Below are 17952 nucleotides of genomic sequence, written 5' to 3' on the forward strand. Positions count from 1 at the left end.
AAAATGGTGAAGGATCCGCGATGAAAAGGCCGGCAGAAAACACCCGTTTCCGGCTCGTGTCAGTGGGGATTTCGGGGCCGTGCTTCCGGAAGCGGTGGGAACCAACGCCCGGGTGTTCTTCGTAACTTCAGTCCGGGACGGGGAAATGGTATCAAGGTTTCCCCTCCGGAAGGGGCTGGAAGGTGTAGGCCAGCCGGAGGCGCTGCAGCTTCTCCACCCGGTCCAGGCCGGTCAGCTCCAGGGACAGGGCCACGGGATAAGGCGAGAGACCGCTAAGCCATATCCTGCCCCCCAGCCGGAAATCCAGGTTGGAAAAATATTCCTCAGCCTGGGCGGGGAGGATGTCGGCGGCCAGGGAGGGGTCGTATTCCAGGCGAAAGACCCGGCATTTCTCGCCCTGGCACTCCTCCTCGCCCTCCTCCCGGATCTCCCGGTACCTGGAAAAGAGTTCCAGGAAACTGCGTGGACGGTGCAGGGGGCCCGGAACCTCGGAACCCTCGGCCGGTTTCTCCAGGCCGTCCCGGCGCAGGAAGAATGTTCCTTCCCGGAAGGAGACGGTGTAACGCTCCTCTCCCTCCGGGGAAGTCCTGGTCATTTCCACCATGAAGTCGTCGCCGTCCAGCGCGCCCTCTCCCCGCTCCTCGCCGTAGGCGGTGTACCCGGATACCCCCACCCAGGTCTCCAGGCGGGTGCGGTAGGAGAAGGAGGCCAGCGAGGAAAGGCTTTCCAGCGCGGCCTTCACTTCCCCGTTCCCGGCTCCCTCCGTTGAGGATGAATCATTCCCGCAGCCCACGGACGACGCCAGGGCCAGTGCCAGGATCAGGACCGGGAGGAGGAAGAGGAAGGGGCGGTGCGGCGTGCCCCTACCCCTCTCCGGGAAGCGGTAGATGGCCGGGTTGCGAGGGCGGCGGGCGGAAGCGCCCGGGGATGGAAGCTTTCCTCCCCCGGCAGGACGGGAAGTCCCCGCCCTTCTTCCGGCATCTCGGGAGGGCGCGGGGGAAAGGAGAACGCCGATCATGGCTCAGGAGCGTATCAGGGCCAGGAGCTGGTCGCGCTTTTCCTCCATGAGCTCGCGCGTCCTGGCCTCCAGGTTGAGGCGCAGCAGGGGTTCAGTGTTGGAGGGGCGCACGTTAAACCACCAGTCATCGTATTCCACGGTGACGCCGTCCAGCCGGTCTATCCTCTTGGCCCCGGCGTGGAGGCGGGCGATCTCCTCCAGCTTGGCGGGGATGTCCTCCACCCGGCTGTTGATCTCCCCCGAGGCGTAGTATTTCTTGAAGGGCTTGAGGATCTCGGAGAGGGGCTTCCCCTCCCGGCTCACGATCTCCAGGACGTAGACCGCGGCGATGAGCCCCGAGTCGGCGCGGTAGTTGTCCCGGAAATAGTAGTGACCGGAATGCTCACCGGCGAAGATGGCTCCCGTCTCGGCCATGGTCTGCTTTATGAAGGAGTGGCCCACCCTTTCCCGGATGGGAACGCCCCCGCAGGCGCGGATGGTCTCCGGAACGATCCAGCTGTTGATGCAGTTGTAGATGATCTTCTCTCCCGGGTGTTCCTGGAGGATGCGCCTGGCCACCAGGGCGGTGGTCAGGGAGCCGCTCACCGGTTCCCCCTTGTCGTCCACCAGGAACACGCGGTCGGCGTCGCCGTCGAAGGCCATCCCCAGGTCTCCCTGTGCCTCCAGCACCCAGCGTTGAAGGAGAGCGATGTTCTCCGGCTCGATGGGACTGGGCTGGTGGTGGGGGAATGAGCCGTCCAGCTCGAAGCAGTGAGGCACCAGCCGGCAGGGAAGGCGCTCGAAGAGGGCGGGGAGGATGAGGCCTGCCATGCCGTTGCCGGCGTCCGCCACCACCTTGAGTGGGCGGAGCACGGAGAGGTCGATGAAGCCCAGCACGTGGTCGATGTAGCGGGGGAGCATGTCCCTTTCCTCCAGGCCTCCCCGGCCGGAGGCGGGGGGGAAATGTCCTCCCAGGACCAGGTCGCGGATCTCGGCGATGCCGGTGTCCTCGCTTATGGGACCCGCCTTGCGGCGGCAGAGCTTGAGGCCGTTGTATTCCTTGGGGTTGTGGGAGGCGGTGAACATGGCGCCGGGCAGGTCCAGGTCCCCGGAGGCAAAGTAGAGCATGTCCGTGGAACAGAGCCCGATGTCCACCACGTCGGCTCCCTGGTCACGGGCCCCCTCGATGAAGGCCCGCGAGAGGGGTGGGGAGGACAGGCGCATGTCCCTACCCACCAGGATGCGGTCCTCGCCGATGAAGGTGACGAAGGCACGTCCCAGGAGGTAGCTTATCTCCTCGTTGATCTGCTGCGGATAGATGCCGCGTATGTCGTAGGCCTTGAATATGGAGGGATCGATTTTTTTCATATCCTGCCCCTTTTCCGTACCCGCAATGAAATCCGTTGTCCCGTGCCCCAGGGGGAACCAGCCATGGAATCTATCCCAGTGCTCCCATTGTGGTTTTATCGCTCCCGGATGCGCGCTTCACCTCCCTCTCCCCCAGAAAGCGCTGCCGTTCAGGTTTTCGGAGAGAGCGAGCCGTCGCGTAGGCGCAAAGACGAATACGCCTCGATCCCTGCGCCTCCCGGGTCCTTCCCGCCCATGCCGGTTCCCATGGCCGGGTGGAGGCTTCGCGCGCCCGATCCTCCGGGAACATGTTAAGATTTTAACACGCCCGGTTCGCGGTTACAGCCGGGATTTCCGGCCTGCTCACGCCGCGGGAACGCCGGCTCACGGAAGGGCACCGGGGTGAAGGGAGAAAGGAGCGGCCATGGAGGAGAGGGTGAACCTGGACGACGTGATGGAGCTGGAGCAGCGGGACCCTGGGGGAATGCTCACCGCCGTGGAATCCTTTCCCCGGCAGTGCAGGGAGGCCTTGCGCATGGGGCGTGACCTCGTGGACCTCCCGGACGGGGAGGGTATCCGGCGCCTGGCTTACCTGGGCATGGGAGGCTCGGCCATCGGCGGGGATATCCTACGCGCCCTGCTTGAGGAGGCCACCGGGCTCCCCATAGGGGTGCACCGCTCCTACCGCCTCCCCGCCCTCCTTGGCCCGGATACCCTGGCCGTGGCGGCCAGCTATTCCGGGAACACCGAGGAGACCCTCTCCGCCTACGACGATGCCATATACTTGGGGTGCCGCCTCCTGGTTCTCACCTCGGGGGGACAGCTCCTGGAAAAGGCCCGCGGTTACCGGCATTCCTGCGTGGTCCTCCCGGCCGGGCTTCAGCCGCGGGCGGCCCTTGGATATCTCTTTTTGCCCGCCGCGGCGGTTGTGGAGCGCCTGGGGCTTATGCAGGGCTTCATCCGGGTAGCCTACGAGGCGGCGGACTACCTGGAGGAGAAGGCGGCGGTGTGGGGTCGCATTTCCTCCACGGGTCGCAACTTCGCCAAGCAGATGGCCTTGCGCCTGGCGGGAAAGATACCGGTGGTTTACGGCACGGAAGGGCTGCTGGAGGTGGCCGCCTACCGCTGGAAATGCCAGTTCAACGAGAATTCCAAGGTCCCCGCCTTCCACCACGTCCTTCCGGAGATGAACCACAACGAGATCGTGGGATGGCACAGGCCGGACGATTTCAGCCGGCGCGTGGAGGTCATCTTCCTCCTGGAGGAGGATGCCCACCCCCGCGTGGCGAAGCGGGTGGAAATAACCGCGGACATCCTGCGCGAGAAGGTGGGCGGAGTGACTGTTATCCGGGTGGGGGGCCGCACCCGTACGGAGAAACTGCTGGGCGCCATCTTCTTGGGCGACTTCGTCAGCGTCTACCTGGCCTTGCTCAACGGCGTGGACCCCACCCCCGTGGAGAGCATCGCCCTGCTCAAGGAGCGCATGGCCGGGGAGGGCTGACGGCGGCGATCGTGCGCCGGGGGGGAGGGGTCGGTTGAGGGTAATCTTTCGCTTCCCCTCCGCGGGAGCGGGAGTTCGGGGCTGGTGGGGGCGGAGGTCCGCAGGCGTGATGTCACCGACCCCGGGGAGGGTTTCGGCTGGAACGTTAAGGCTGCAAAACGTGCGGAGGTCCGTGGGCGTGATGTCACCAACCCCGGATGCATGGAGAGTCGAGGGCCGAGGCGGTCCCAGGGCGATGCCCGTTCCCTTGAATTCCCGGTCGCGGGGGGGGACCGCGCGGAAGCGGGCGGCGGCGCGGGGAACGGGCCTTGGGGCCGAGAGGACGGCCGGGAATCGGAGCGCGTCGGTTACATGTTTGTGCCGTTGGCCATGCGGGATAAGGATGGAGAGGGGAAGAGGAAGATGAAGTCAGGACATGACGGTTCTACGGAGGCGGCGGCGGGGTTCTTGGCCTCTGTGCTGGAGGGCGAGAGGCTTCCCCTCCCGAAGAAAGCGGTTGTCCTGGGAAGCGGCCAGGGGGAAGCGGTGCCCGCCGCGGCACGGGCAGTGGAGGTGGCCTTCGAGGAGATACCGGGGTGGCCGCGCGCGGGGGTTCCCGGTCACGCGGGGACTGTTCTCCTGGGAGAGTACGGGGAAAGGGGCGTCCTCTTCCAGAAGGGCAGGCTCCACTATTACGAGGGCCTGGCCATGGATGAGGTGGCCTTCCCGGTGCGCGTGATGGCCTCCCTCGGGGTGCGGAGGCTGCTGCTGTGCAACGCGGCGGGAGCCCTGAACCCGGCCTTCGAGCGCGGTTTCCTGATGCTGGTCCGGGATCACGTGAACCTCATGGGGGTGAATCCCCTGCGTGGCGTGCGGGACGCCGCCGGCACCCCGGCCTTCGTCGATCTCTCCGACCTGTACGACGCGGGGTGCGGCGACTTCCTGCTCGGGAAAGCGCAGGCCGAGGGCTGGCCGCTGGTGGAGGGGGTGCTGGTGGCGGTTTCCGGGCCCTCCTACGAGACGGGAGCGGAGCTGCGCTTCCTGCGCCTCATAGGCGGAGACGCGGTGTCCATGAGCCTGGTCCCCGAGGCCCTTTACGCCCGCTACCTGGGAATGAAGGTGAACGGCGTGAGCGTGATAACCAACACCTGGGACCTGCGCAGGCCCCAACCCGTCTCCCACGAGGAGGTGCTGCGGACGGCATCCATGTCCGCCCCCGTTCTCAGGAGCCTTATCCAGTCCTGGCTGGAATACGAAACGTCGACGTGAGATGGTGACCTCCAGTTTCCCCTGCTCGTCCCTCCCCGAGCCGTGTCCCGGCCGTCCCGCGGCGAACCGCTCCCGGCTTACCGGCACGCGTCGTTCCCACGCCCCCTAAACATTGGTAAATAATGGTATGGCAATATCCATCACCAAGGCATCGGGATGCCTTGCGTTTCGGTGCGCGCTTTCCGGATTAAAGGTTGAGAGGCCGCCCTGTCAAACCTGTACACATCCGGTGTAAGGGCGGGAAGTAAGGTCTCTGATGCCGTACCTTCAAGTAGGCGCTCTTGGGATTGCCTTTCCTTGACACCGGGAGGGGCGGCCTCTATCATTATAGTTTGTCGTGCTGTGAAAAAGTGACGAGGCGACGCGGTATGATGAAGACCTACAGCACCAAGAAGGCGGACATACAGCGCCGGTGGTACCTGGTGGACGCCCAGGGCATGGTCCTGGGGAGGCTGGCCTCCGAGGTGGCCAAGATCCTCAAGGGCAAGAACAAGACCATCTACGTTCCCCATATGGACGTGGGCGACCACGTGGTGGTGGTCAACGCGGACAAGGTGGTCCTCACCGGCGACAAGTTGGACAAGAAGAAGTACTACCGGCATTCCGGTTACCCGGGAGGTCTGCGGGAGTTCACCTACCGCACCCTCATGCGGGACAAGCCGGAGCTGGTGGTGGAGAAGGCGGTGCGGGGGATGCTCCCCAAGAACCGCCTAGGCCGGGCCATGATCCGGAAGCTGCACGTGTACGCCGGACCGGATCACCCCCACCAGGCCCAGAAGCCGGAAAAGATCTCTTTGGGCGCTTGAGCATGGGAAGGCAGGTGTGACCTTTGCCGCAGCATCTGGGTTACGGAACGGGCAGGAGGAAGGAGGCCGTGGCCAGGGTATGGCTGTACCCCGGCGAGGGCGAATTCGTCATCAACGGCAGGAGCCTGGAGGAATATTTTCCCCGTCAGACCCTGCGGGACCAGATCATGCAGGCCCTGGTGGCCGCGGGTAGCGTGGGACGCTACAAGGTGGTGGCCACCATCCGGGGAGGGGGCATTTCCGGTCAGGCCGGGGCCCTCCGCCACGGCATAGCCCGCGCCCTGGTGGACTGCGACGAGACCCTCCGTTCCGAGCTGAAGAAGGCCGGACTCTTGCGCCGCGACCCCCGCATGAAGGAGCGCAAGAAGTACGGCCTCAAGAAAGCGCGCAAGCGACCCCAGTTCTCCAAGCGCTGACCTCCCGGATTCAGAGAGTATTCCCATTTCTTGGAGAGGCTATACCGCCCTGTGCAGCTTCATGTTTGTTCCATCACCAAGAGCCTCGGCGCGAAACCGGGTGCCAGGACCACGCTTGCCTTGAAGGCCGGAAAGTCAGGGTGCTATAGTCCTTTAGGGGCGTTGGGAGAATAAAAAATCGGGCCTTGGACGGGAGTGACAGTGAGGAGCCGTTTCCGGGTCCGGGCCGAGCGAGCATAGGATAGGACGGAGGCATGGGAAGGGGAGACGACGAGCGGCCCCGCCTCTTCGGGACCGACGGGGTGAGGGGAGAGGCCAACGTGGAGCTCACCCCCGAGTTGGCCATGCGCCTGGGCTGGGCGGCCGTGGAGGTGTTGGCCGGCGACAACCCCAGGCCACGCTTGCTGCTGGGAAAGGACACCAGGCTGTCCGGGGACATGTTGGAGGCGGCCCTGGTGGCGGGGATCTGCTCTGCGGGAGGCGAGGTGGAGCTCCTGGGGGTGGTCCCCACCCCGGCGGTAGCCTACCTCACCTGTTCCAGGGGGGCCGACGCGGGGGTGGTTATCTCCGCTTCCCATAACCCGGCTCGGGACAACGGCATCAAGTTCTTCCACCGGGACGGCTACAAGCTCCCCGACGAGCTGGAGCGGGAGATGGAACGCCTGGTGGGGGGCGTCGAGTCCCACCCCAAGCCGCGCGGGGACCAGGTGGGATGTTCCCGCCCGGCGGCCGGAGCGGAGGAGGAATACCTGGAACACCTGCTTTCCGTGGCCCGGCCCGACCTCTCCGGGATAAAGGTGGTGGTGGACTGCGCCCACGGGGCATCCTATCGAGTGGCCCCGGAGCTGCTGCGCCGCCTGGGAGCCCGGGTGGTGTCCCTGCACGTGGAACCCGACGGGTTGAACATCAACCGGGAATGCGGTTCCACCCACTGTGCGACCCTGCAGAAGAGGGTGGTTGAGGAAGGGGCCCTGCTGGGCCTGGCCTTCGACGGAGACGCCGATCGCCTGATCGCCGTGGACGAGGAGGGGAACCTGGTGGACGGGGACCACATCATGGCCATCTGCGCGGTGCGCATGAAGGAGGAGGGGACCCTCAGGGACAACGCGGTGGTGGTCACGGTCATGTCCAACCTGGGATTCCACCTGGCCATGGAGCGGGAGGGGATAAAGGTCCACCAGACGGCGGTGGGCGACCGCTACGTGCTGGAGAGGATGCTAGAGGGGGGCTTCAACCTGGGAGGAGAGCAGTCGGGCCACATCATCTTCCTGGATCACTCCACCACCGGGGACGGGCTGGTGACCGCGCTCAAGCTCCTAGAAGCGGTGAGGGAGACGGGGGAGAGACTTTCCGACCTCTCGCGGCTGGTGGTCAAGGTGCCGCAGGTGCTGGTCAACGTGAGGGTCAGGGACAAGGAGGCCTGGAGGGAGCACGAAGCCCTGCTTTCCGCCCTGCGGTCCTGGGAGGAGCGCCTGGGGGACCGGGGACGGGTACTCCTGCGTCCCTCGGGTACGGAACCCGTCCTCAGGGTGATGGTGGAAGCCCTGGACGGCGAGCTGGCCGAGAGGGCGGTCCGGGAGCTGGCCGCCCTGGTGGAGAGGGAGATGGGTTGAGTTGTGCGGCATCGTGGGCTACTCGGGACACAGGCCGGTTGCCGCCACCCTCTTCCACGGCCTGCGCCGCCTTGAATACCGCGGTTACGACTCGGCGGGCCTGGGCATCCAGGAGGAGGGCGGTATAAGGGTGGTCAAGCGGCGGGGCAACCTGGACCACCTGGAGCCGCACCTCGGGGAACTGCCTACTGAGGGGGGCACCGGTATCGCCCATACCCGCTGGGCCACCCACGGGATACCCTCCACGGAGAACGCCCACCCGCACCTGGACTGTACGGGGCGGATAGCCGTGGTGCACAACGGCATCATCGAGAACTTCCAGGAACTGGAAAAGGAACTCACCTCGCGTGGCCACCGCTTTCGCTCTCGCACTGACACCGAGGTGCTCGTGCACCTGGTTGAGGAGAACTACCACGGGGACCTCCTGGAGGCGGTGCGCGCCGCGTTGCCCGAAATAAGGGGGACCTACGCCGCGGTCTTCATGAGCGTCGGGGAGCCGGGGGTCCTGGTGGGCGCACGCCGGGACAGTCCCCTGCTCATCGGGCTGGGGGAGGGGGAGAACTTCCTGGCTTCGGCCACCCTGGCCTTCCTGGATTTCACCCGCCGGGCGGTTTCCCTGGAGAACGGCGACCTGGTAAGAGTTACCAGCAATGACTGGAAGATTGTGGATATTTCCGGTGAAGCCGTGGAGAGGAGGGTCTTCGAGGTCCCCTTCGACGCCACGGCGGTGGAGAAGGGCGGCTACGCCGATTTCATGCTCAAGGAGATCCACGAGCAGCCCCAGGCCTGGATGGATACCCTGCGGGGAAGGTCGGGCCCCGGGGGAAGGCTGCGCATCGAGGAACTGGAGGCTGACCGGTTCGACCTCCGCGAGATCAACCGCATCATCTTCGTCTCCTGCGGCACCTCCTACCACGCCTCCCTCCTGGGGCGCTACGTCATGGAGGGATGGATGGACATCCCCGTGGAGGTGGACATATCCTCGGAGTTCTATTACCGCGCCCCCAAGCTCGACCCGCACTGCCTGGTGGTGGCGGTCAGCCAGTCCGGGGAAACGGCGGACACCATGAGCGCAGTGCGCTGGGCCAAGCACTGCGGCGCTCCCACCCTGGCCGTGGTCAACGTGGTGGGGAGCATGATGGCCAGGGAGTCGGACGGCGTGCTGTATACCCATGCCGGACCGGAGATAGGGGTGGCGGCCACCAAGACCTTCCTGGCCCAGGTGGCGGCGGTCTATCTGCTGGGCCTCTACCTGGGGCAGGAGCGGGGACTCCTGGGGCCGGAATTCGTGAGCCGGACCTTCCGGGAGCTGGAGGACCTCGCCGGCCGAATCGAAGAGGTGCTCGGGGACACGGAGCAGGTGGAACGTTGCGCCGACAAGTACTGCCGCTGCGAGGATTTTCTCTTCCTGGGACGAAACATAAACTATCCCCTGGCCATGGAGGCGGCCCTGAAGCTCAAGGAGATATCCTACATCCACGCCGAGGGATATCCCGCGGGAGAGATGAAGCACGGCCCCATCGCCCTTCTGCACCCAGGCTTCCCGGTGGTAGCCCTGGTGCCGCGGGATTCCGTTTACCCCAAGATGAGGGGCAACGTCGAGGAGGTGAGAGCCCGCCAGGCCCCGGTCATCGCCGTGGCCACGCGAGGGGATGTGGAAATCGGACGTTGCTGTGAAGAGGTCATCTACGTCCCAGAGGTGAAGCCACAGTACTACCCGGTGGTCATGGCACCGGCCCTGCAGCTCTTCGCCTACCACGTGGCCAAGATGCGGGGATGCAACGTGGACCAGCCGCGCAACCTGGCCAAGACGGTCACCGTGGAGTGAGTTGTACGGAGCCGCCGGAGGAGAGGAGGTCCATGCAGGTCCTGGGAATAGGCGTGGACATGGTGGAGATCGCCAGGATCGAGAGGGCGCTGGCGCGACACGAGAAGTTCGCGTCTCGCCTTTTTTCCGCCCGGGAGCGGGAGAGGTGCCTGGACTGCGCCCGTCCCGCCAGGCGCTTCGCCGCGTGCTTCGCGGCCAAGGAGGCCGCCTCCAAGGCCATGGGAACGGGGATAAGGGGGTTTTCCTGGCGGGAGCTGGAACTTCTGGCCGACGAGAAGGGACGCCCGGTACTGATGCTCTCCGGAAAGGCACGGGAGGTCGCTTCCCGCATGGGCATACGGGAGATACTGGTGAGCGTTACCCACACCCGGGACGCGGCCCTGGCCGTCGCCCAGGCGCTGGGGAAGGATGAGCGATGATCAGGGTGCTCTTTCCGCAGGAGATGGCGGAGCTGGACCGCGCCGCCGAAGGAGAAGGGATACCCTCGCGGGAGCTCATGGAGAGGGCCGGCCGGGCGGTGGCGGAACAGGCCCGGGACATGCTCGGCGGCCTGTGCGCCGGCCGACGGGTGGTGGTGGTGGCGGCCAAGGGGAACAACGGCGGGGACGGGCTGGTGGCGGCGCGCTACCTTGCTTCCTGGGGAGCCCGGGTGGAGGTCTTCCTCCTAGCCCGGCCGGAAGAGCTCTCCCCCGACGCGGCGCTCAACTACCGCCGTTACCGGGAGCAGGGCGGCCGGGTAAGGACCGGTGAACCCGCCCTCCTGGAGGAGATGCTGCACGAGGCCGACCTGGTCATAGACGCCCTCTTCGGCTTCGGCTTCCGGGGCCGCGCCGAGGGTCCCTTCGCCAAAGCCATCGAGATCCTCAACCGCAGCGGGGTTCCGGTGCTCTCCGTGGACCTGCCCTCCGGGGTGGACGCCTCCACGGGGGCCGTGGAAGGACCGGCGGTGGAGGCCAAAAGGACGGTCACCCTGGCCTGGCCCAAGGTGGGCCTTTACCTCTACCCGGCGGCGGAGAAAGTGGGAGAGCTGGTGGTGGCGGATATCGGCATCCCCGTCCATCTCCTCCGCGCCTTAGTGAAGAGCGACCTGTACGCCCTGGAGGAAGAGGACGCCACGGACATGCTTCCCCGCCGACCACCCCACGCCCACAAGGGCATGTGTGGAAGGGTCCTGGTTGTGGCGGGCTCCACCGGCCTCACGGGTGCAGCGGCCCTGTGTGCCCGCGCAGCCATGCGTTCCGGGGCCGGGGTGGTTACCCTGGGCATACCCTACTCCCTCAACCCCATCATGGAGGTCAAGCTCACCGAGGTCATGACCCTCCCCCTGCCGGATGACGGCGAGGGCCACCTGGCGGAGGAAGCCGCCCGGGTGGTCCTGGAGGCCCTGCCCTCCTTCGACGTACTGGCCCTGGGGCCCGGCCTGGGGACCTCCCCGGGCACGGTGTCCGCCGTTCGGAGGCTGGTGTCCGAGGCCCCGCGCCCCCTGGTGCTGGATGCCGACGGTTTGAACGGAGTGGTCGGACAACCCTCGGTCCTGGAGGAGAGGGAAGGACCGGCAGTGATAACCCCGCATCCCGGGGAGCTGGGGAGGCTCCTGGGTCGCAGCGGCGCGGAGGTACAGCGGGACCGCCTGGGCAGCGCCCGGGAGGCCGCCCGGCGCTTCGGCTGCCCCGTGGTCCTCAAGGGAGCGAACACGGTGATCGCCGAGCCCGGGGGCAGGGCCTGCTTCCATCCCCTGGCCCTGCCGGAGCTGGCCACCGCGGGAAGCGGGGACGTGCTCACCGGGTGCCTGGCCGCCCTGCTGGCCCAGGGGCTTTCCCCCATGGATGCGGCGCTGTGCGCGGTGGTGGTTCACGGGAAGGCGGCGCGGCTGGCCTCCAGCGTGGTGGGAGGGGTGGGCATGGTGGCCGGTGACGTGATATCCCACCTGCCCCTGGCCCTGGCCGGCCTGGGGAAGAGGTGAAGAGGAGGAACAACCGGATGAAGTCGGCAAGGGAGATCATGAACCCCTCGCCCATCACCGTGGGCCCGGAGGCCTCGGTGCGGGAGATGGCCGGGATCATGGTGGAGAACCGCATCCGCTGCCTTCCGGTGGTGGACGAGGAGGGGAAACTTCTGGGGGTGGTGGACGAGGAGGACCTGGTGCACCAGGACGCCCGGGTTCATTTCCCGACTTTCATCCATTTCCTGGAAAGTTACCTTTTCCTCCCCTCCTCCCTGAAGCGTTTCGAAAAGGAACTGCGCCAGGCTCTCGGCTCCACGGCCCGCGACCTCATGGAGGAGGACTACGTTTCCGTGAGTCCCCTGGCCAGCGTGGAGGAGGTAGCCACGCTCATGCTGGACCGGGACCTGGAGTACGTTCTGGTGGTGGAGAACGACAATTTGGTGGGGATCATCACCAGGGGGGACATCCTGCGCACCATCGCCGAGGGCTGAGCGACGAGGAACATAGGGGGGAGGGGAAGAGCTTGCGGATGGAGGGAACGGGGGTTTCGCCCGGGGGCGGTTTCCCCTACCGGCCCACCCGCGCGGAGATAGACCTCGGGAACATCCGCCACAACGTCCGCACCTTCGTGGACCTGGTGGGTCCCTCCTGCCGGGTGATGGCCGTGGTTAAGGCCGATGCCTACGGCCACGGGGCGGTGGAGGTCTCCAGGGCCGCCCTAGAGGCGGGAGCCTCGCGGCTGGGGGTAGCCCTGGTGGAGGAGGCCGAGGAGCTCAGGGAAGCCGGTATCGACGTCCCCCTGCACCTCCTCTTCGAGCCGCCCCCTGAGGCTGCCGACCGGGTGGTGGAGTTGGGCCTGGTGCCCACGGTCTACACTTCTCGTTACGCCAGGGAGCTTTCCCGTTCCGCGGCCTCCCGGGGAAGGCTGGTTCCCGTGCACATCAAGGTGGATACCGGCATGCACCGCGTGGGCGTTTCCCCGGAGGGCGCGCTGGGACTGGCGGAGGAGGTGTGCGGTCTACCCGGGCTGGAGCTGGAAGGGGTCTACACCCACCTGGCCACGGCCTCCGAGCCGGGGGACCCCTTCGCCGCGGAGCAGGTGGATAGGCTGGATGCCGTGGTGTGGGCGCTGCGGAATGGGGGACTGCAGGTGCCCCTGGTCCACGCGGCGGCCTCGGGGGCAGCTCTCTCCCTCCCCCGCTCCCGCTTGGACATGATACGCCTGGGCATCGCCATGTACGGGCTCCTGCCGGGACCCGCCTACGCGGGGACGGTGGACGTCCGCCCGGCGCTTTCGCTGCGAACCCGCATAGCTCACGTGTTCAGAGCCCACCAGGGTGAGGGGGTTAGTTACGGCCTCACTTATCGCTGTCCGGGGGACACCTGGCTGGCGGTGCTCCCGGTGGGCTACGCGGACGGACTCCCGCGGGCCCTCTCCAACCGCTGGGAAGTCCTCATAGGGGGGAAATCCTACCCCCTAGTGGGCACGGTTTGCATGGACCTGTGCATGGTGGACCTGGGGGAGGACTACTATCATCCGGGCGAAGAGGTCACGGTCATCGGGGGATGGGGGGAGGAACGGGTGGGCGTGGAGAGAATGGCGGAGCTTCTGGGGACCATCAACTACGAGGTGGTCTGCGCCATAGGCAAGAGGGTTCCCCGGGTGTACGCGGACCGTTGAACCCGCCGGCGAGACGGTGGCGCACGGGACGCCGTTTAACCTCCGCGGCTCCGGGTATGATTATTTACGGGAGCGCGGACGGCCTCCCGGCCATCCCCGATCGAGGGAGTGGATGGGCAACAACATACTGGTGAGGGGCAGCCCGGGTAGCGGAAAGACCATCCTGGCGATGAGGGTGGTGGAGGACCTCGCTGGGCATGGGTTCAAGGTTGCGGGTTTCGTGACCGAGGAAATCAGGGAGGGGAAGACCCGGCGCGGTTTCCGTATCCGGGACTTAGGCGGCGGAGAGGCCGTCATGGCTCATGTAGATTTCCGCGGCGGGCCCCGGGTGGGCAAGTATACCGTCGACCTCAAGGCCCTGGAGGAGGTAGCCCTCCGGGCCATGGACAAGGCGCGCGGGGGAGCGGACCTGGTGGTCATCGACGAGATAGGGAAGATGGAAGCCCTGTCCGCCGCGTTCCGGGAGCGAGTGGTGAAACTCCTGGACCTGCCCACCGCCCTGCTGGCCACTATCCCCACGGGCGAACATCCCTTCGTGCTATCCCTGCTCGAGCGGCGGGACGTCTCCGTCTACGACATCGACAGGCGGAACCGGAACAAGATGAAGGAGGTGGTAGAGGAGGACCTGCTCAGGATCCTGGGCCACAGGCGAAGTCCCCGGATGAACTGAAGGAGGAATCCGATGATGAAGATCTGTCCTTCCTGCTATGCCGTTTGCGTGGACCAGAAGTGGTGTTTCGACGAGAGGATGCGCCAGAAGGCCATGAAGAGCAACGGGTGGGAGAAACACCTCTGTCCCGGTTGCGATAAGGTGGCCAGGGGGAAGGTGGACGGCGTAGTGTATCTGAGGGGGGACTTCCTGCGCACGCATCACGAGGAGGCCAAGAATCTCATCCGCAGCGTGGCGGAGAAAAAGCTGCGCAAGAACATTGCCGCTCGCATCGCTCATATCGAGGAGAAGGACGACGAGATCGTCATCCAGACCACCGACCGGACCCTGGCTGAACGCCTGGGAAAGGAATTCGAGAGGGCCTATTCCGGCCGGCTGGATATCCAGTGGCAGCATGGGGCGGACTTCGCCCGCGTCTACTGGACGCGGGAAGGGTGAGCCCCGGCGACCCGGACGGGACGGGAAAGGGGATCGCGCCCCGTTCCCGCGCCGGGGAAAGGTGGGGTCGCTGTCCGGGCATCGTCATGTGCCATCAGGTACCGGCTGTATAGGGAATGTTGCTTCCGCCACGGACAGCCCACGGGAGCGAGATGCGGCTTGCAGTCCCGTCTGTTATATAATCTCCTTGCGCCGGTTACCAAGCTCATGGAAAATCATGTAAATTACCCGGATCTTCATCTCCAGCCCGTATTGAGGCCGCGTGACGGAGGGGCAGGGAGCAGGAGCGGGGTTCCGTAGATCGACGGGAGCGGGCCTTGAGGGAACTCAGGAGGACGCTGTCCATCCGAAACCTGGCCGCCGAGGACCCCTTCGTAGGGGAGCTGGTATCCTTCCTGGCGGGGGGTCCGGAAACCGTCTTCCTGGTGGGAGGATACCTCCGCGATTACCTGCTGGGCAGCATTTCCGATGACGTGGACCTCGTGACCACTGGAGACCCATCCCTACCCGCTTCCATGGCGGCGGCGCGTTTCGGGGCGCGGCATTTCCTCCTGGACGGCAAGGAGCGTATCTACCGGGTGGTGGTGAAAGACGGCGGACGGCGCCGCACGGTAGACTTCTCCCCCCTGCGGGGCTTCAGCGTGGAGACGGACCTCTCCATGCGGGATTTCACCATCAACGCCATGGCCGTGGACCTGGGAAGGCTCACGGAGCAGGGAATTCTCCACCTCCCCCGAGACCTGGTCGATAAGTATTACGGTTGGAGGGACCTCGCCGCGGGGATCCTGCGCGAGTGCCACAAGGAATCCTTCCCGGCCGATCCGGTGCGCCTGGTACGGGCCCTGCGGTTCCGTCACCTGATGAGTCTGGAGTTCGAGGAACGCACCCTGAATCACCTGAAGAAATACGCGCCTCTGGTCTCCCGCGCCGCCGGCGAGCGCGTGGCGGTGGAGATACTGGAGACCCTCTCCGGGGGAGGGAGCCACGGGGTCTTCGAGGACATGGAATCCTGCGGGCTGCTGGAACATCTCTTTCCCGAGTTAGTAAATACCGTGGGCTTGGAGCAGAACGCCTACCATCACCTGGACGTGTGGAACCATACCCTGGCGACTCTCGAGGAACTCGATAAGCTCCTGGAAGAACCTGGAAGGATTTACCCGGAACACGCCGGCATGATGACCCGGAGGATGGAGGAACCGATCCAGGAATACTATCCCCGCCGTTCCTTCCTCCGCCTGGCCGCCCTGTACCACGATGCCGGGAAACCCCTGACCTTCTCCCGGGGAGAGGACGGACGCATCCACTTCCACGCCCACCAGAAGTTCAGCCAGGAGGCGGTCCTGAACCTGGCGGGAAGGTTGCGCCTCTCGCGCCGCGCCCGGGAATACCTGGGCTCGGTGGTCGGCCGTCACATGGATATCGGCCTGGCGCTCAGGCAGGAGTTGACTCCCCGGGCCCGTCGGAGGCTGGTGTACCGTTTGGGGGAGAACCTGGTGGACGTGGTGCTTCTGTCCACCGCCGACCGCTTCGCCACCCGGGGGCCCCTCACCACCCCCCAGGGCCTGGATAGATACGTGCGCGCCTGCCGGGAAATGCTGGGCGAGCTGGTGAGGGAGGAGGAGACGCCCCCCCTCATCCGGGGCCGGGACCTCATCCGGGAGCTGGGGATGGAAGAGGGCCCGGCGGTGGGGGAGGTCCTGAGGCGGGTGCGTGAAGCCCAGATGGAGGGAAGGATAAGCCGGCGGGAGGAGGCCCTCAGGCTGGCGGAGAGGCTGGTCCCCGCGGGCCTCGCGGAAACGGCACCCGGGTTCCGGGTGACGGACGCCGGGGCTGGAGCACCGGCAGGCGGGAAAAAGGAGGTTGACGAGGGGAATGGCCTTGAGGATTGAAGGGGTCAGGGTGGGACATGCCGAGGACGGGGAGGGGGTTACCGGTTGTACGGTCGTCCTCCTGCCTCCCGGGACGAGAGGGGGCGTGGAGGTCCGGGGGGGAGCACCGGGCACTCGGGAGACGGATCTCCTCGATCCGGTGAACCTGGTGGAGGAGGTCCACGCCTTCCTTCTGGCCGGGGGGAGCGCCTTCGGGCTGGCCGCCTCCGTCGGGGTGATGCGCTTCCTCGAGGAATCGGGCGTGGGCTTCGATACCGGGGTGGCCCGCGTGCCCATCGTCCCCGCCGGTGTGATCTACGACCTGGGCATAGGCGACCCGTCCGCCCGTCCGGACGAGGAGATGGGTTACCGGGCCTGCCTCGAGGCCTCCGAGGAGCTGATGCACCAGGGTAACGTGGGCGCGGGCATGGGGGCCACGGTGGGTAAGATGCTGGGTTACCAGCGTTGCACCAAGGGAGGGCTGGGGACGGCCTTCTTCGAGGGGGATAAACTGAAGGTCTTCGCCATGGCGGTGGTCAACGCCTTCGGGGACGTGGTGGACGAGGAGGGACGGATCCTGGCCGGGGTCAGGGGTCCGGAGGGGGGATTCCTCTCCACGGAGCGGATGATGCGCCAGACCATGGGGGAAAGCCCTCCCACCCTTCCCGGCACCAACACCACCCTGGGCGTGGTGGTGAGCAACGCGCGCCTTTCCAAGACCGACGTCAACTGGGTAGCCCAGAGAGGACATCACGGCCTGGCCAGGGCCATATCCCCAAGCCACACCAAGCTGGACGGGGACCTGGTGTTCGCCGCGGCCACCGGGGAGGTGGAGGCCTCTGCCGACGTGGTGGGCGCCCTGGGCGCCTCCCTCCTGGCCGAGGCGGTGCGCAGCGCGGTGAGGCACGCGGAATCCGTGGCCGGGATCCCCGCCGCGCGGGACATAAGTTGAGGGGTGGCCCGAGATGGACGTTTTCGAGGCCATGGAGAAGAGGCACAGCGTCCGGGCCTTCGATCCTTCGCGGGAGGTTTCGGAGGAGCTGGTGGAGCGGCTGCTGGCTTGCGCATGCCTCGCCCCCTCCGCCGGAAACGTGCAGCCCTGGCGTTTCGTGGTGGTGCGCGATCCTGGTTTGAAAGGGAAGTTGGCCGCGGCCGCCCTGGGGCAGGGCTTCGTGGCCCGGGCCCCGGTGGTGATCGTGGTCTGCGCCGACCTTGAGGCCCACGCCTCCAGCTACGGCCGCCGTGGCGTGGAGCTCTATTCCATACAGGACACCGCGGCCGCAGTGCAGAACATGCTCCTCGCCGCCACCGCCCTGGGCCTGGGGACCTGCTGGGTGGGAGCCTTCCGGGAGGAGGAGGTCTCCGGGGTGCTGGGTCTTCCCAGTGGCCTGCGGCCCCTGGCCCTGATACCGGTGGGATATCCCGCGCGCCCCGGGTCGCAACCCCGCAAGATGACGCCCGACCGCCTGACCACCTATCTGTAACCGGACCGCGGGATGCGCGGCGGCCAGCAAAGCCCGGAGGGCAAACCCGGGGCCGCGGCTTCCCGGAAAGGGAACCGGCGTTTTTCCATCATGGCCAACGGCGTCATTCT

At 66.3% G+C, this 17952-nt stretch carries 17 protein-coding genes; 15 read left to right on the forward strand and 2 right to left on the reverse strand.

The window, feature by feature from the left end; genetic code table 11:
• Nucleotides 1-151 precede the first annotated feature (151 nt).
• The gene (locus QME84_11830; protein MDI6874953.1) at nt 152-1018 is read right to left on the reverse strand and encodes a hypothetical protein; all 867 of its coding nucleotides are present in this window, start codon (nt 1016-1018) and stop codon (nt 152-154) included.
• Nucleotides 1019-1021: 3 nt separating this feature from the next.
• Nucleotides 1022-2365, reverse strand: a complete 1344-nt coding sequence (manB, locus tag QME84_11835) for a phosphomannomutase/phosphoglucomutase (GenBank protein MDI6874954.1) — start codon at nt 2363-2365, stop codon at nt 1022-1024.
• Between the two features lie 403 nt (nt 2366-2768).
• Between manB and QME84_11840 the strand changes: the two genes are divergently transcribed.
• The 15 genes from QME84_11840 (at nt 2769) to QME84_11910 (ending at nt 17842) form a co-directional block, all read left to right on the forward strand.
• On the forward strand, nt 2769-3845 hold the full coding sequence (locus tag QME84_11840) for a bifunctional phosphoglucose/phosphomannose isomerase (GenBank protein MDI6874955.1): 1077 nt from the start codon (nt 2769-2771) through the stop codon (nt 3843-3845).
• A 402-nt stretch (nt 3846-4247) separates the two neighbouring features.
• Nucleotides 4248-5093 (forward strand): purine-nucleoside phosphorylase, encoded by an 846-nt coding sequence (locus tag QME84_11845; protein ID MDI6874956.1) that lies wholly within the window; start codon nt 4248-4250, stop codon nt 5091-5093.
• A gap of 368 nt (nt 5094-5461) precedes the next feature.
• On the forward strand, nt 5462-5899 hold the full coding sequence (rplM, locus tag QME84_11850; protein ID MDI6874957.1) for a 50S ribosomal protein L13: 438 nt from the start codon (nt 5462-5464) through the stop codon (nt 5897-5899).
• 23 nt (nt 5900-5922) lie between these two features.
• Nucleotides 5923-6315, forward strand: coding sequence for a 30S ribosomal protein S9 (gene rpsI, locus QME84_11855; protein MDI6874958.1), 393 nt, complete (start codon nt 5923-5925; stop codon nt 6313-6315).
• 254 nt (nt 6316-6569) lie between these two features.
• Nucleotides 6570-7928, forward strand: a complete 1359-nt coding sequence (gene glmM, locus QME84_11860) for a phosphoglucosamine mutase (protein ID MDI6874959.1) — start codon at nt 6570-6572, stop codon at nt 7926-7928.
• A 1-nt stretch (nt 7929) separates the two neighbouring features.
• On the forward strand, nt 7930-9756 hold the full coding sequence (glmS, locus tag QME84_11865) for a glutamine--fructose-6-phosphate transaminase (isomerizing) (GenBank protein ID MDI6874960.1): 1827 nt from the start codon (nt 7930-7932) through the stop codon (nt 9754-9756).
• Nucleotides 9753-10175, forward strand: a complete 423-nt coding sequence (gene acpS, locus QME84_11870; protein ID MDI6874961.1) for a holo-ACP synthase — start codon at nt 9753-9755, stop codon at nt 10173-10175. Before glmS ends, acpS begins: the two co-directional genes overlap by 4 nt.
• Entirely contained in the window at nt 10172-11719 is a 1548-nt protein-coding gene (locus QME84_11875; GenBank protein MDI6874962.1) for an NAD(P)H-hydrate dehydratase, read from the forward strand. The genes acpS and QME84_11875 overlap by 4 nt, the downstream gene beginning before the upstream one ends.
• Before the next feature lie 17 nt (nt 11720-11736).
• Nucleotides 11737-12192 carry a CBS domain-containing protein gene (locus QME84_11880; protein MDI6874963.1) on the forward strand — a complete coding sequence of 152 codons (456 nt, stop codon included), beginning with the start codon at nt 11737-11739 and terminating at the stop codon, nt 12190-12192.
• Nucleotides 12193-12230: 38 nt separating this feature from the next.
• Nucleotides 12231-13382 carry an alanine racemase gene (gene alr, locus QME84_11885; protein MDI6874964.1) on the forward strand — a complete coding sequence of 384 codons (1152 nt, stop codon included), beginning with the start codon at nt 12231-12233 and terminating at the stop codon, nt 13380-13382.
• Between the two features lie 112 nt (nt 13383-13494).
• Complete coding sequence (locus QME84_11890; protein ID MDI6874965.1) at nt 13495-14052, forward strand: NTPase; 558 nt, start codon at nt 13495-13497, stop codon at nt 14050-14052.
• Between the two features lie 15 nt (nt 14053-14067).
• On the forward strand, nt 14068-14490 hold the full coding sequence (locus QME84_11895; GenBank protein ID MDI6874966.1) for a BCAM0308 family protein: 423 nt from the start codon (nt 14068-14070) through the stop codon (nt 14488-14490).
• Between the two features lie 317 nt (nt 14491-14807).
• A complete protein-coding gene (locus QME84_11900) occupies nt 14808-16379 on the forward strand; it encodes an HD domain-containing protein (protein ID MDI6874967.1) in 1572 nt (523 codons plus the stop codon).
• Nucleotides 16363-17310, forward strand: a complete 948-nt coding sequence (locus tag QME84_11905) for a P1 family peptidase (GenBank protein MDI6874968.1) — start codon at nt 16363-16365, stop codon at nt 17308-17310. The genes QME84_11900 and QME84_11905 overlap by 17 nt, the downstream gene beginning before the upstream one ends.
• A 13-nt stretch (nt 17311-17323) precedes the next feature.
• Nucleotides 17324-17842 (forward strand): nitroreductase family protein, encoded by a 519-nt coding sequence (locus QME84_11910; GenBank protein ID MDI6874969.1) that lies wholly within the window; start codon nt 17324-17326, stop codon nt 17840-17842.
• The last annotated feature ends 110 nt before the right edge of the window (nt 17843-17952 follow it).

The organism is Actinomycetota bacterium, assembly GCA_030019255.1.
Classification (GTDB): Bacteria; Actinomycetota; Geothermincolia; order Geothermincolales; family RBG-13-55-18; genus Solincola_A.

Bases quoted from the DNA above. Each gene is read 5' to 3' on its own strand.
- QME84_11890 (MDI6874965.1), top strand. From the start codon at position 13,495: ATGGGCAACAACATACTGGTGAGGGGCAGCCCGGGTAGCGGAAAGACC.
- QME84_11910 (MDI6874969.1), top strand. From the start codon at position 17,324: ATGGACGTTTTCGAGGCCATGGAGAAGAGGCACAGCGTCCGGGCCTTC.
- QME84_11830 (MDI6874953.1), bottom strand. From the start codon at position 1,018: ATGATCGGCGTTCTCCTTTCCCCCGCGCCCTCCCGAGATGCCGGAAGA.
- QME84_11880 (MDI6874963.1), top strand. From the start codon at position 11,737: ATGAAGTCGGCAAGGGAGATCATGAACCCCTCGCCCATCACCGTGGGC.
- glmM (MDI6874959.1), top strand. From the start codon at position 6,570: ATGGGAAGGGGAGACGACGAGCGGCCCCGCCTCTTCGGGACCGACGGG.
- QME84_11845 (MDI6874956.1), top strand. From the start codon at position 4,248: ATGAAGTCAGGACATGACGGTTCTACGGAGGCGGCGGCGGGGTTCTTG.
- QME84_11895 (MDI6874966.1), top strand. From the start codon at position 14,068: ATGAAGATCTGTCCTTCCTGCTATGCCGTTTGCGTGGACCAGAAGTGG.
- QME84_11875 (MDI6874962.1), top strand. From the start codon at position 10,172: ATGATCAGGGTGCTCTTTCCGCAGGAGATGGCGGAGCTGGACCGCGCC.
- QME84_11905 (MDI6874968.1), top strand. From the start codon at position 16,363: ATGGCCTTGAGGATTGAAGGGGTCAGGGTGGGACATGCCGAGGACGGG.
- manB (MDI6874954.1), bottom strand. From the start codon at position 2,365: ATGAAAAAAATCGATCCCTCCATATTCAAGGCCTACGACATACGCGGC.
- alr (MDI6874964.1), top strand. From the start codon at position 12,231: ATGGAGGGAACGGGGGTTTCGCCCGGGGGCGGTTTCCCCTACCGGCCC.
- rplM (MDI6874957.1), top strand. From the start codon at position 5,462: ATGATGAAGACCTACAGCACCAAGAAGGCGGACATACAGCGCCGGTGG.
- QME84_11840 (MDI6874955.1), top strand. From the start codon at position 2,769: ATGGAGGAGAGGGTGAACCTGGACGACGTGATGGAGCTGGAGCAGCGG.